A 13,022-nucleotide genomic window follows, 5' to 3' on the forward strand; every position below is an offset into this window, starting at 1 on the left:
CCTGCCCCCATCATCGCGCCGGGAGCGTGGTCAGACCTTTGTCAGCGCGCGTGAGTCAGCAGGGTTATACGCACCGATCGATGTGGCGCATCCGTCGGATGGGAAAGCGCGTGATCGCCGTGCTATGACTGGCGGCGGGCCTTTGTCGCGCCCGGTGCTGCCTGCTGCAGGCGATAGCGGCGCAGCCGTGCCTGACCAGGCCCCTCGCGATGCAGCACCTCTTTACTTTTCTGGGCAGTGCCTGCGGGCGCCGGAGAGCACATGACAGATTCGGCCAGATCGTCTTCCAGAACAGGCGCTACACGCGAGCAGTCGCCCGCCCGGTTCACCGCCTTCGGCCTCGCCGCCGAGGCCGAGCGGATCGCCCCAGGCCTGCATCTGGTCGCCACGCCAATTGGCAATCTCAAGGACATTTCGTTTCGCGCCCTGTCGACGCTGGCCGCCGCCGACGCCATCCTGGCCGAGGACACCCGCGTCACCCGTGTGCTGCTCGCCCATTACGGCATCACCACGCCGCTGCTGAACTATCACGAGCACAACGCCGCCCAGATGCGGCCAAAGATCATGGCGCGGCTTGAAGAGGGCAAGGCGCTGGCGCTGGTGTCCGACGCAGGAACGCCGCTGGTCTCCGACCCCGGACACAAGCTGGTCGATGAAGCGCTGGAGCGGGGCTTCAATGTCACGGCAGTGCCCGGCGCCTCAGCGGTCCTGACCGGCCTGGTCTTGTCCGGGCTGCCCATGGATGCCTTTTTTTTCGGCGGCTTCCTGCCGACAAAATCGGCGGCACGCAAACATCGTTTGCTTGAGCTGGCGGCCATCCCGGCGACGCTGGCGTTCTTTGAATCGCCGCAGCGGGTCGGCGACATGCTTGCGGACGCCGCCGAGGTGCTCGGCGCCCGGCCAGCCGCCGTGGCGCGCGAGCTCACCAAGATGTTCGAGAATGTGCGGCGGGGAACGCTGGGTGAGTTGGCCCGCCGCTATGCCGAGGACGGCCCGCCGCGCGGCGAGATCGTCGTGGTGATTGGAGGACCGGATCGGGCGCAGGCGGCGCTGGACGCCAGTGCGACGATTGATGATCGCCTGCGCGCCCTGCTCGGTGATCATTCGATGAAGGAGGCGGTGGCGCTGGTCACCGCCCAGACCGGCCTGCCGCGCAAGGAAGTATATGCCAGGGCCCTGCTTCTGGCGCGGGCCAGCGAGACTGATTGATGGCGCCCGCGCCGGCCCGCCGCTCCTCCACTGGGCCGCGCCGGCGCAATGACAGCGCCCTCACCGGTCAGCGTACAGAAGCGTTGGCGGCGTGGCTGTTGCGGGCCAAGGGTTATCGCATTCTGGACCGGCGCTTTCGCGCCGGTTCGGGTGAAATTGACCTGATCGCTGCGCGTGGCGGCACCATCGCCATCGTCGAGGTCAAGGCCCGGCGGCAGATGGATGAGGTGCTCGCCGCCATCAGCCAGGACAAGCTGCGGCGCATCGCCCACGCCACCGCCATCTGGCTGGCCCGTCACCCCAGCCTTGCACAGCGCACTATCCGGTTTGACGCCATCTTCGTCAGCGACGCGTCGCTGCGCGCATTTCTGGATGGCTCATTCCGGCTGCCGCGACACATCCCCAATGTTGCAAGCCTGCCATTGCGCGGCTGATCATGACGGTGGCGGCAGGCATGTGCGCGCTGCGTCCCATGCTCATTGCGCGCAGCCGTGCGGACCGCCATAACTTTCTCAGGCGCCACATCGGCGCAACCGGCAACGCAGTCACGAGAGGCCGACATGGTCCTGAATGTTGCGGTCCAGATGGACCCGATTGAGCGCATCAATATCGCAGGCGATTCCACCTTCGCCATGCTGCTCGAGGCGCAGGCCCGTGGTCATCGCCTGTTTTATTACACGCCGGACAGCCTCTCGATGCGCAATGGCGTCGTCAGCGCGCCAATGCAGGCGCTGCAGGTGCGCGACGTCGCTGGTGACCATGTCACCCTTGGCGACCCCGAGCGCATCCCGGTTGAGCAGATGGATGTGGTGCTGATGCGCCAGGATCCGCCATTCGACCTGGCCTATATCACGGCGACGCATCTGCTGGAGCGCGTTCACCCAAAGGTGCTGGTGGTCAATGATCCCGCCCAGGTGCGCAACGCGCCTGAGAAAATCTTCGTGACGCAGTTCCCGCAGCTGATGCCGCCCACGCTGATCAGCCGCAACAAGGCGGAGATCGAGGATTTCCGCAAGGAATACGGCGCCATCGTCATGAAGCCGCTGCACGGCCATGGTGGCGCGGCCGTGCTGCGCGTTCTGCCGGAGGACCCGAACTTCGGCTCGATGTTCGACCTGTTCTCCGTGACCTTCAAGGAACCCTGGGTCATCCAGCGCTTCGTTCCGGAAGTGACCGAGGGCGACAAGCGCATCATTCTGGTCGAGGGCAAGGCGCTTGGCGCGGTTAATCGCGTACCGGCGCCCAATGACATCCGCTCCAATATGGTGCGCGGCGGCGCGGCCAACGCCACCGAACTGACTGAGCGGGAGCGGGAGATCTGTGAGGTGATCGGCCCGGAGCTGGCGAAGCGCGGTCTGATCTTCGTGGGCATCGACGTCATCAATGGCAATCTGACCGAGATCAACGTCACCTCGCCTACGGGCATCCGCGCCATCCGTCGCATTGGCGGCCCGGATCTTGCTTCTGCGATGTGGAATGCGATCGAGGCGCGCAGGTCCTGATCGCCCGCCATGCAGCGCCAGGCGCCGTGCTGACGGGTGGTGCGCGCCCACAACGGAGAACGCCAGTTGAGCCTCGGGTCTGAAGTCGCCGACGTCGCCACGCCAAAAACGCAAAGTGATCTGTCCGCAGCCGTGATGGCGCTGGCGCAGCACTATGGCCCGGACCACAATGGGCTGCGCAAGGCGATGCTGGCGCTGATCAAGGACGCGCTGGCCGAGGGTCGCGCCGAGGCGCATGCCCGCCTGCTTGAAGAGCGGGACGGCCTGTTGTGCGCCCGCCGGCTGTCACGGCTGACCGACAGCATCGTCACGGCCCTGCACACGGTCTACACCCAGCATGTGTTCCCGGTCAGCAACCCGTCGACCAGCGAGCGCCTGTCGATCATCGCCACGGGCGGCTATGGACGCGGCGCCATGGCGCCTGGCTCCGATGTCGACCTGCTGTTTCTGACGCCGTGGAAATCGACGCCATGGAGCGAGAGCATCGTCGAGGCGGTGCTGTACTTCCTGTGGGATCTGAAGCTCAAGGTTGGGCACGCCACCCGCTCGATCGACGAGAGCATTCGCGAAAGTCGCGGTGATCTCACCATCCGCACCTCCGTGCTGGAGGCTCGGCTGCTCTGCGGTGACGCGGCGCTGTTCGAGGAGATGGAGCGTCGCTACGACGCCGAGGTGGTGCAGGGCACGGCCACGGAGTTCGTCGAAGGCAAGCTGAGCGAGCGGGACGCCCGGTTGCGCCAGGCCGGCGCCGTGTCGCGCTATGTGGTTGAGCCGAACATCAAGGAGGGCAAGGGCGGTCTGCGCGACCTCAACACGCTGTTCTGGATCGGCAAATATGTTTACCACGTGCGCGACGCCCGCGAGCTGGTGCGGGCCGGCCTGTTCCTGCGCCAGGAATATGCCCGCTTCGCCGAGTGCGAGGAGTTCCTGTGGCGCGTGCGCTGCCACATGCATTTCATCACCGGCCGGGCGGAAGAGCGCCTGTCGTTCGACCTGCAGCCCCAGGTGGCGGCGGCGCTGGGCTATACCGACCATGGCGGGTTGAGCGGGGTTGAGCGCTTCATGAAGCGCTACTTCCTGATCGCCAAGGAGGTGGGCGACCTCACGGCCATTGTCTGCGCCGCCATGGAGGCGCAACACGCCAAAAAGCGCCCGATGCTGAACCGCTTCATCACCCGCCTGAAGCGCCCCGCCAGCCTGAAATCGCCGGATTTCGTCATCGACACCGATCGCATCACCGTGCGCACCGACGACGTCTTCCGCAACGACCCGGTCAATCTGGTGCGGCTGTTCTGGCTGGCGCAGCATCACAATCTGGCGCTGCATCCCAACGCCAGCCGCCTCGTCACCCGCTCGCTCAAGCTGATGACCAAGGAGATCCGGGAAGACGCCGAGGCCAACCGGCTGTTCCTGGAAATTCTGACTTCCCCCAACTCGCCTGAGGCCGTGCTGCGGGTGATGAATGAGACGGGCGTTCTGGGCCGCTTTATCCCGGAATTTGGCCGCATCGTCGCGATGATGCAGTTCAACATGTACCATCATTACACGGTGGATGAGCATTTGCTCCGCGCCGTCGGCGTTCTGTCGGAGATCGACGCCGGCCACATGAAGGACGAGCACCCCGTCGCCAATCGCATCATTCATACCGTGCAGAACCGGCGCGCGCTCTATGTGGCGGTGTTCCTGCATGACATCGCCAAAGGCCGCCCCGAAGATCATTCAACCGCCGGGGCAAAAGTCGCCCGCCGCCTGTGCCCGCGGCTCGGCCTGAGCCGTGCCGAGACCGAACTCGTCGCCTGGCTGATCGAACATCATCTGTTGATGTCGATGACGGCGCAGAGCCGCGATCTCGCCGACCCGGTGACCATCAACGGCTTCGGCTCCGTGGTGCAGACCATGGAACGGCTGAAGATGCTGATGATCCTCACCGTCGCGGACATCAAGGCGGTCGGTCCGGGAGTGTGGAATGGCTGGAAGGGCGAACTGATCCGCTCACTATATTTCGAGACCGAAAGCTACATCACGGGCGGCCATGGCGACACCGCGCGCAGCGAGCGCATTCGCAACGCCCAGGAGGCGCTGCGCGCCCAGCTTTCCGACTGGGACGACGCGACCTTCGCCGCCTATGCGGCGCGCCACTATCCAGCCTATTGGCTCAAGGTGAATCCGGAGCGCAAGGCGCGCCACGCCGAGTTCATTCGCCGGTCAGAGGCCGCTGGGCTCACCACCGCCTCGATGGTGGTCACCGACCAGTTCAAGGGCGTCACCGAACTGACGGTGATGGCGCCTGACCATCCGCGCCTGCTCGCCATCATCACAGGCGCCTGCGCGGCTTCAGGCGGTAACATTGTCGACGCGCAGATCTTCACCACCGCTGATGGCATTGCGCTCGACACCATGTTTATTTCCCGGGAGTTCACCGAGGATGAGGATGAGTTGCGCCGGGGCGAACGGATCGGCGAGGCCATGGTGAAGGCGCTGAAGGGCGAAGTGAAAATCGCCGACCTGGTGGCGGCGCGCGGTTCACGCAGCCGCTCCCGGCCGTTCAAGGTCGACCCTGAGGTGGTGATCGATAACAGCCTGTCGAACCGCGAAACGGTGCTGGAAGTGTCCGGCCTCGACCGGCCAGGCCTGCTCTATGATCTGACGACGGCGATCGGCACGCTCAATCTCAACATCTCATCGGCTCATATCGTCACATTCGGGGAGCGGGCCGTCGACACATTTTATGTCACCGACCTCACCAACGCCAAAGTCGTTGCCCCGTCACGGCAGAACGCCATCCGCAAGCAACTGACCGAGGTGCTGGCGAACACCGCGCAGGGCGGCGCGACAGGCGGTCGCAAGACAGTCGTCCGGATTTGAGGTCCTTGATTTTGGGCTGCGGTCATCTGATATGGCCTTCAACACCTCTTTTAACGATCAGAGTGACATGAACCAGAAGCCAAACGATCTTGAGGACGTCAACGCCTCCTCTGCGGCCCCGGAAAGCGCCGAAGCCCATGCCGAAGCTGTTTCCGACGCCGAAGCGCAGCGTGACCCGGCCGATGTGATCGCAGCCCTGGCCGCCGAGAACGCCGAACTGAAAGACCGGGCGCTGCGCGCGCTCGCCGATGTCGAGAACATGCGTCGCCGCACCCAGAAGGAGGTGGCGGACGCCAAGGCCTATGGCTCGACCAATTTCGCCCGCGACATGCTTTCGGTGGTCGACAACCTCAGCCGTGCGCTTGACGCAGCCCCAGAGGCGGATCGGGCGGCGATGGATGAGAAGGCGCGCAGCCTGATCGAGGGCATTGAGCTCACCCAGCGCGACATGCTGAAGACCCTGGAACGCCACGGCGTGAAGATGGTGGCGCCGCTCGGCGAGCGCTTTGACCCCAATCTGCATCAGGCCATGTTTGAGGCGCCCGATGCCTCCGTGCCCAACGGCACGGTGGTGCAGGTGCTGCAGGTTGGTTACACCATCGCTGATCGCGTGCTGCGCCCTGCTCTCGTTGGCGTATCCAAGGGGGGGCCGAAGGCCTCGGCGGAAGGGCAGTCCGGACAGGCCTGAACTGGCCGTGGCTTTTGCCGACGTCGCACAGATCATCACCGCCGATGGCCAAATGACCAGAGGCGCTCCCGGCGGAGCATTTCTGTCCGACCATGCATAAATAGACCACCCGGAGGCTATATGCCGCCGGGTGTTTTTGTTTGGATATCTGACCCCACGCACGTGGCAGGCGCCGGTCGCGCCGCGCCGGGGGGCGGCAGCCATCTGGCTGCGGCGTCAGCCATCGCGCCGCTGGGCGCCTGCGCCAAACCGGCGCTCGATATAGTCCTCAACCATCACACGGAAGTCGCTGGCAATTGTCGGCCCGCGAAGGGTTGTCGCCTTGGCGCCGTCGACAAAGACCGGCGCCGCCGGGCTTTCGCCCGTCCCCGGCAAGGAAATGCCGATGTCCGCATGCTTGGACTCGCCCGGCCCGTTGACGATGCACCCCATCACGGCGACGTTCAGGTTCTCGACGCCCGGATAGCGCTCGCGCCACGCCGGCATGGAGGTGACGATCCAGTCCTGGATATCGCGCGCCAGCTCCTGGAACACGGTGGACGTAGTGCGCCCGCAACCCGGACAGGCCGCGACCAGCGGTACGAAGGTGCGGAACCCCATGGTCTGCAGCAATTCCTGAGCCGTGCGCACCTCGACAGTGCGGTCGCCGCCGGGTTCGGGAGTCAGCGAAAAGCGGATGGTGTCGCCGATGCCTTCCTGGAGCAGGATGCCGATCGCCGCCGATGAGGCGACGATGCCCTTGCTGCCCATGCCGGCCTCGGTCAGCCCGAGGTGGATGGCATAGTCGGAGCGTCGCGCCAGTTCACGATAGACCGCGATCAGATCCTGGACCGCCGACACCTTGGCGGAGAGAATAATCCGGTCACGACCCAGCCCCATCTCCTCGGCGCGCACGGCGGAACGCAAGGCTGACTGCACCATGGCCTCGCGGGTGATGGCGCGGGCGTCGCGCGGCCTCGCGGCGGCGGCGTTCTCATCCATCAGCGCCGTGAGAAGCTCCTGATCGAGCGACCCCCAATTGGCGCCGATGCGCACGGGTTTGTCGTGCTTCAGGGCCATGTCGATGATCGCGCCGAATTGCCTGTCGCGCTTGTCCCTGAAGCCGACATTGCCGGGATTGATGCGATATTTGGCCAGCGCCTCGGCGCATGCCGGATGATCGGCCAGCAATTTATGACCAATGTAGTGGAAGTCGCCGACCAACGGGACCGTGACGCCAATGCGCGCCAGCCGGTCACGGATGCGGGGCACGGCGGCGGCGGCTTCGTCGCGGTCGACAGTAATGCGCACCAGCTCCGAGCCGGCGTTGGCCAGGGACGCAACCTGCCGCACGGTGGCGTCGATATCCGCCGTGTCGGTGTTGGTCATCGATTGCACCACGATCGGCGCGCCGCCACCCACCTGCACGTCTCCCACCATCACTGGCACTGTGACGTGACGCGACGCGGGCCCGGCGACATCAACATCGCTGGCAGCATCGAGAAGCTTTTCGGCAATTGGCTGGTCGGCTTGCATGGTGGCGTTGGTCACGGGAGCATCCTGGTCCGCGTCATGTCCGGGCGCCAGGCTGGCGTCCCCAGGAGCGGAATATGGGCGCGTTATAGCGCTGTTTCGATCGGCGTCACAGGTTTCAGACAGCCCGCCTATGTCGTCGCCGTATGGCTCCGCTCAGGTTTGGCGCAGTCACCCCGTTTATGACGCAAGGTTTTCAGGATTGTATGACAATAATTAACATGAAGAAGCGTCTTGAATCCCGGTTCAGCGCGCACAATCTGATAATCTGGTTCTGATTGTGGAGATGACCATGTCCAACACCGCCTCAACCTCGTGGGAGGGCGCGCGGACCGGGGGTAAAACCTGCCGTCCCCCAAGGCGCGCGCTGGAAATCGTCGGTATTGTCTTTGCGTTTATCTGGTTCTGGCCGCTTGCGGTCGCTTACATCGTCTGGAAGCTGATGGGGTATCCCGTGCCGAACGAATTCGTCGCTTTCATGGAGCGCAATTTCACCCGTTTCCGCGGCTTTCCGTTCTCGGGTAGTCAGGGCGCCTCCGAGACCCGCGCCGCGTCGACGGCTGGCGGTTCGACAGGCAACAGCCATTTCGACGCCTATCGCCGCAGCGAGCTTGAGCGCCTGGAGGCCGAGCGCCGGCGTCTTGACGATGAGGCGCGCGAGTTCCACGCCTTTGTCGAGGAACTGAAGCGCGCCAAGGATCGTGAGGAGTTTGACGCCTACATGCGCAAGCGGCGCGCCGTATCGCCCACCAACATGTGACGGCGACAGCCATCCTTGCCGACCTCATGCGAAAGCCCGGGCCCGCGCCCGGGCTTTCTTGCGTCAGACCTGCCGTCTCAGCGCTGCAACAAGGCGCGCGCGAGGGTCACAAAAGCGCGGGCCCGGTGGGATAATCCGCCGGGCTCACCGTGCGCCACAGCGTTCCAGTCGACGCCATGCTTGGCGTCCGAGTCCATCTCGCCAAAGGTCGCCTGATGCCCGTCAGGGCGGAAGATTGGGTCATAGCCGAAGCCGCGCTCGCCGCGTGGCGGCCACACCAGATCGCCAAACACCCGGCCTTCGAACAGCGCCTGCTCCCCGTCTGGCCAGGCGACGACCAGCGCTGAGACGAAATGGCCACGGCGCCGACTGTCAGGACCGAGGCCTCGGGCGGTCAGCTCATGGTTGATGCGCGCCATGGCGGCGGCGAAATCCTTCTCCGGCCCACCCCAACGGGCAGAGAAGATGCCGGGGGCGCCATCCAGCGCCTCGACGCAAATGCCCGAATCGTCAGCCAACGCCGGCAGCCCGGACGCTGAGGCGGCCGCGTGGGCCTTGATCGCGGCGTTCTCTGCGAATGTGGTTCCGGTTTCTTCAGGCTCGGGCAGACCAAGCTCGCCGGCTGAAACCGCCTCGACGCCCCAGGCCGCCAGCAGCTCCCGCATTTCGACCAGCTTGCCAGCGTTGTGCGTCGCGATCACCACCCGACCCGTCAATGGTCGCGCATTGGCCATATCTGCGTTCATTTGCCGATCGCCTGCTTCTGGATCGCCACAAGCTGGTTAGCGCCGAGGCGCGCAAGGCGCAGGAGTTCGAGCAGCTCTTCATCGGTGAACGGCTTGCCTTCCGCCGTCCCCTGAATCTCAACGATGCCGCCAGAACCCGTGAGAACAAAATTGGCGTCCGTTTCGGCGGCTGAATCTTCTGCGTAGTCCAGATCAAGCACCGGAGCACCCTGGTGGATACCGCAGGACACCGCCGCCACATGGTCTTTCAGCGGATGGGTGTTGATGATCGAACGCGCGCGCATCCAATCAATGCAATCGTGCAGCGCCACCCAGGCGCCGGTGATCGCCGCCGTACGGGTGCCGCCGTCCGCCTGGATGACGTCACAATCGATGGAGATCTGCCGCTCGCCGAGCGCAGGCAGATCAACGACGGCGCGCAAGGAGCGACCGATTAGCCGCTGGATCTCCTGCGTCCGACCCGAAGGCTTGCCGGAATTGACCTCGCGGCGGGTTCGCTGGGCGGTGGCGCGCGGCAGCATCGAGTATTCAGCGGTCACCCACCCCCGTCCCTGGCCGCGCAGCCAGCCGGGAGCGCGGTCCTCGAGCGAGGCCGTGCAAAACACATGGGTTTCGCCGAAGCGGACGATGCAGGAGCCTTCTGCGTAGCGCGCCACGCCGCGTTCCAGCGTGACCTGTCGCAACTCATCGGGGGCGCGTTTAGATGGCCGCATGGCGCATTCCTGTCGGTGGGGAGTTAAAGCACAGGCTTTCTATAGCCGCGCAGCGACGCCCCTGTAAGGGGCAAGCCCGGCATATCATGCGCAACTGCTGGTCGGGCGGCACTGGAGAAGTCCGGCATACCCCACTACATTTGTGGACGGGCTCGCGCGCTGGGCCCGTGGTGCAGCACAGCGCAATCAGTCGGGAGCGATTGGACGGTGGGAGCGTTTCAGGACAGCGCAGCGCACACGACCCTGAACGACAGGTCTCGCGAAATATTTCGCCAGATTGTCGAGAGCTATCTCGCCACTGGCGAACCGGTCGGATCGCGCAACCTGTCGCGCATCATTCCAATGCACCTGTCGCCTGCCTCGATTCGCAATGTGATGTCCGATCTGGAGCATGCCGGGCTGATCTATGCGCCCCATACGTCTGCCGGCCGTCTGCCAACGGAGAGCGGCCTGCGCTTTTTTGTCGACGCCATGCTTGAGGTGGGTCATGTCGCTGACGAGGAGCGCAAGCGGATCGAGCAGGAAATGCGCGCCGCCTCCAACGATAGCTCGCTGGAAACCGTGCTGTCGCAAGCCACGCAGGTGCTATCCGGCCTGTCGCGCGGCGCAGGGGTGGTGCTGACAACCAAAAGCAACGCCCGGTTGCGACAGATCGAGTTTGTGCGCCTCGGGCCGCAGCGTGGTCTCGTCGTTCTCGTCAGCGACGATGGCAATGTGGAGAATCGCCTGCTTGACCTGCCCGACGGCTTGCCGTCGTCGGCGCTGGTTGAAGCGGCCAACTTTCTGAACGCCCGGATTTCAGGACGCACGCTTGACGATCTGGTCAATGACGTCGCCAACCAGCGGCTGGCGATCGAGCAGGAACTCGACACGCTCACAGCGCGGCTCGTGGAGGCAGGCCTCGCCATCGCCGTCGGCGGCTCCACCGAATCACGCCAGCTCATCGTGCGTGGCCAGGCCAACCTGCTCGAAGATGTGACGGTTGGCGCCGATCTGGAGCGGATGCGTCTGCTGTTCGCCGACCTCGAGACCCAGAAAGATGTCATTGATCTGCTGGCGCGGGCCGAACAGGGCGAAGGCGTTCGCATCTATATCGGCTCGGAGAATCAGCTGTTTTCGCTCTCCGGCTCGTCAACCATCGCTGCGCCATTTCGCGACGCCGAAGACCGCATCGTTGGGGTAGTGGGGGTGATTGGGCCGACGCGGCTCAATTATTCGCGCATCATACCGATGGTGGATTACACCGCGCGCGTGGTGTCGCAGCTGTACAGGGGGCGGTGAGCGCCCCATCGTTGGCGTGGTCTTGCGCCGTCTCATCATCACCGCAATAGCGAGCACATCGCGCCCGGCGATGGCCTAAGGGCGGTCGTCGAGGATCTTCTGCATCCACAGCAGATCGATCCAGCGGCCGAACTTGCGACCGACCTGCGGCATCAGGCCGGTTTTCTCAAAACCGAATGCCGCATGCAGCCGGATCGACGCCTCATTGTCGGAGGTGATCGCGCCAACCATGACGTGCTTGCCGCAGGCCCGCGCCGCGTCGATCAGCGGCGGCATCAGGGCGCGCGCGACCCCGCGGCGATGGGAGCATGGCGCCACATAGATTGAGTGCTCGACCGTCGCGGCGTAGCCGTCGAAATGGCGGAAGTCTCCGAAGCTGGCGTAGCCTGCGATAGCGCCATCCAGCTCAGCAACGAAGAATGGGTACCCCCTGGCCGCACGCTCGCGCATCATCGCAAGGCGGTTGTCCAGCGTCACCGGCGTCTCCGTCCAGACCGCGAGGGTCTCAAGCACGGCGTAGTTAAAGATGTCGAGGATGGCCGGGGCGTCGGCCTCCGTTGCGGGCCTTGTCAGAACGGAGGAGGCCTCACCACTCATTGTCGCGCTCTCCAGTAACCTCGCAAGGCGCGGTGCGAGGTCTCACGCCAGAGGATGACGCCGTGGCATGGGACCGGCACTTTGCCCTTGAATCAGGCCGCCACAGACGTGCACATGGAGCAACATCCTGGCGAACGGCCAGCAATAAACGGGCGGGAGGACATATGAGCAAGCTGTTTTCACTCGAGGGGCGCGTCGCCCTCGTCACAGGCGGCTCGCGCGGCATCGGCAAGATGATCGCCAAAGGCTTCATCGACAGTGGCGCGAAAGTCTATATCAGCGCCCGCAAGGCCGCAGCATGCGACGCCACGGCCGCGGAGCTGTCAGCCAACGGCGGACAGTGCATCTCCATTCCGGGCGACATTTCGACGGTGGAAGGCGCGCGCGCCCTCGCAGCCGAGATCGCGCGGCGCGAGGACCGGCTCGACATTCTGGTGAACAACGCCGGCGCCGCCTGGGCGGCCGCGTTCGACACCTTCCCAGAGAACGGCTGGGACAAGGTGATGAACCTCAACGTCAAATCACCATTTTTCCTGACCCAGGCGCTGGCTGAAATGCTTCGCAAGTCCGGGACGGCGGCGCGCCCCGCCAAAGTGATCAACATCGCCTCGATCGACGGCATCTTCGTCAACCCGCTGGAGACCTACTCCTATGCGGCGTCCAAGGCTGCGCTGATCCATCTGACCCGTCGCATGGCGGCGAAACTCATTGCCGACAACATCGTGGTGACGGCCATTGCGCCTGGCCCGTTCAGCTCTGACATGAACACGGCGGCGCGCGACGAGGCGGATGGCGTGGCGAGGCGTGTTCCGGCAGGCCGGATTGGCGATGATGACGATATGGCGGGCGCGGCGATCTATCTGGCGTCACGGGCCGGCGACTATGTGGTGGGCGTCACCCTGACTGTCGATGGCGGCGTCGCCTACGCCAAGCCGGGGTTTGACGGCGACAGCTGGTCCGCCGATCATTGATGGGAATGCGGCGACCGGTCCTGGCTTCCTGATCGGTCGACCGCTCCTTGCATGATTTGGCGGCGCAGGTTCGGCGCGGCTCCAGCTATGTACCCCGCCTTGCCAATTGCCTGCGCGCCGCCCCTTCGCTAGCCCGTCCGGGCTCTACACTTGGCGAAGCCGCCTGACGCTGCTATTG

The 13,022-nt window shown here is 64.8% G+C and carries 12 protein-coding genes; 8 read left to right on the plus strand and 4 right to left on the minus strand.

The features are described 5' to 3' along the window. Positions 1-261 precede the first annotated feature (261 nt). The 5 genes from rsmI (at position 262) to grpE (ending at position 6,264) form a co-directional block, all read left to right on the plus strand. The gene (rsmI, locus tag AC6A67_RS10030) at positions 262-1,209 is read left to right on the plus strand and encodes a 16S rRNA (cytidine(1402)-2'-O)-methyltransferase (protein WP_498036412.1); all 948 of its coding nucleotides are present in this window, start codon (positions 262-264) and stop codon (positions 1,207-1,209) included. Continuing rightward, a complete protein-coding gene (locus AC6A67_RS10035; RefSeq protein WP_498036413.1) occupies positions 1,209-1,643 on the plus strand; it encodes a YraN family protein in 435 nt (144 codons plus the stop codon). The genes rsmI and AC6A67_RS10035 overlap by 1 nt, the downstream gene beginning before the upstream one ends. 126 nt (positions 1,644-1,769) lie before the next feature. Next, on the plus strand, positions 1,770-2,711 hold the full coding sequence (gshB, locus tag AC6A67_RS10040) for a glutathione synthase (RefSeq protein WP_498036414.1): 942 nt from the start codon (positions 1,770-1,772) through the stop codon (positions 2,709-2,711). Between the two features lie 135 nt (positions 2,712-2,846). After that, the gene (locus AC6A67_RS10045; protein WP_498036503.1) at positions 2,847-5,576 is read left to right on the plus strand and encodes a [protein-PII] uridylyltransferase; all 2,730 of its coding nucleotides are present in this window, start codon (positions 2,847-2,849) and stop codon (positions 5,574-5,576) included. 67 nt (positions 5,577-5,643) lie between these two features. Further along, complete coding sequence (gene grpE / locus AC6A67_RS10050; protein ID WP_498036415.1) at positions 5,644-6,264, plus strand: nucleotide exchange factor GrpE; 621 nt, start codon at positions 5,644-5,646, stop codon at positions 6,262-6,264. Between the two features lie 216 nt (positions 6,265-6,480). Here the strand turns inward: grpE and ispG are convergent, their stop codons facing one another. Next, positions 6,481-7,779, minus strand: coding sequence for a flavodoxin-dependent (E)-4-hydroxy-3-methylbut-2-enyl-diphosphate synthase (ispG, locus tag AC6A67_RS10055; RefSeq protein ID WP_498036504.1), 1,299 nt, complete (start codon positions 7,777-7,779; stop codon positions 6,481-6,483). A 289-nt stretch (positions 7,780-8,068) separates the two neighbouring features. Here ispG and AC6A67_RS10060 point away from each other — a divergent pair, with 289 nt between their 5' ends. After that, positions 8,069-8,536, plus strand: a complete 468-nt coding sequence (locus AC6A67_RS10060; RefSeq protein WP_498036416.1) for a DUF2852 domain-containing protein — start codon at positions 8,069-8,071, stop codon at positions 8,534-8,536. 77 nt (positions 8,537-8,613) lie between these two features. Here AC6A67_RS10060 and AC6A67_RS10065 read toward each other — a convergent pair whose 3' ends face one another. Continuing rightward, positions 8,614-9,270, minus strand: a complete 657-nt coding sequence (locus tag AC6A67_RS10065) for a non-canonical purine NTP pyrophosphatase (RefSeq protein ID WP_498036505.1) — start codon at positions 9,268-9,270, stop codon at positions 8,614-8,616. Positions 9,271-9,278: 8 nt separating this feature from the next. Then, entirely contained in the window at positions 9,279-9,995 is a 717-nt protein-coding gene (rph, locus tag AC6A67_RS10070) for a ribonuclease PH (protein WP_498036417.1), read from the minus strand. Between the two features lie 207 nt (positions 9,996-10,202). Between rph and hrcA the strand changes: the two genes are divergently transcribed. After that, a complete protein-coding gene (gene hrcA / locus AC6A67_RS10075; RefSeq protein ID WP_498036418.1) occupies positions 10,203-11,276 on the plus strand; it encodes a heat-inducible transcriptional repressor HrcA in 1,074 nt (357 codons plus the stop codon). A gap of 75 nt (positions 11,277-11,351) precedes the next feature. On the opposite strand, the gene AC6A67_RS10080 is transcribed toward hrcA, so the two are convergent. Beyond that, a complete protein-coding gene (locus AC6A67_RS10080; RefSeq protein WP_498036419.1) occupies positions 11,352-11,873 on the minus strand; it encodes a GNAT family N-acetyltransferase in 522 nt (173 codons plus the stop codon). Positions 11,874-12,037: 164 nt separating this feature from the next. Between AC6A67_RS10080 and AC6A67_RS10085 the strand changes: the two genes are divergently transcribed. Further along, the gene (locus AC6A67_RS10085; RefSeq protein WP_498036420.1) at positions 12,038-12,844 is read left to right on the plus strand and encodes an SDR family NAD(P)-dependent oxidoreductase; all 807 of its coding nucleotides are present in this window, start codon (positions 12,038-12,040) and stop codon (positions 12,842-12,844) included. The last annotated feature ends 178 nt before the right edge of the window (positions 12,845-13,022 follow it).

Source organism: Camelimonas sp. FR25, assembly GCF_059740505.1.

Bases quoted from the DNA above. Each gene is read 5' to 3' on its own strand.
- AC6A67_RS10045 (WP_498036503.1), top strand. From the start codon at position 2,847: ATGGCGCTGGCGCAGCACTATGGCCCGGACCACAATGGGCTGCGCAAG.
- AC6A67_RS10060 (WP_498036416.1), top strand. From the start codon at position 8,069: ATGTCCAACACCGCCTCAACCTCGTGGGAGGGCGCGCGGACCGGGGGT.
- ispG (WP_498036504.1), bottom strand. From the start codon at position 7,779: ATGCAAGCCGACCAGCCAATTGCCGAAAAGCTTCTCGATGCTGCCAGC.
- AC6A67_RS10035 (WP_498036413.1), top strand. From the start codon at position 1,209: ATGGCGCCCGCGCCGGCCCGCCGCTCCTCCACTGGGCCGCGCCGGCGC.
- rph (WP_498036417.1), bottom strand. From the start codon at position 9,995: ATGCGGCCATCTAAACGCGCCCCCGATGAGTTGCGACAGGTCACGCTG.
- rsmI (WP_498036412.1), top strand. From the start codon at position 262: ATGACAGATTCGGCCAGATCGTCTTCCAGAACAGGCGCTACACGCGAG.
- AC6A67_RS10080 (WP_498036419.1), bottom strand. From the start codon at position 11,873: ATGAGTGGTGAGGCCTCCTCCGTTCTGACAAGGCCCGCAACGGAGGCC.
- grpE (WP_498036415.1), top strand. From the start codon at position 5,644: ATGAACCAGAAGCCAAACGATCTTGAGGACGTCAACGCCTCCTCTGCG.
- AC6A67_RS10065 (WP_498036505.1), bottom strand. From the start codon at position 9,270: ATGGCCAATGCGCGACCATTGACGGGTCGGGTGGTGATCGCGACGCAC.
- gshB (WP_498036414.1), top strand. From the start codon at position 1,770: ATGGTCCTGAATGTTGCGGTCCAGATGGACCCGATTGAGCGCATCAAT.
- AC6A67_RS10085 (WP_498036420.1), top strand. From the start codon at position 12,038: ATGAGCAAGCTGTTTTCACTCGAGGGGCGCGTCGCCCTCGTCACAGGC.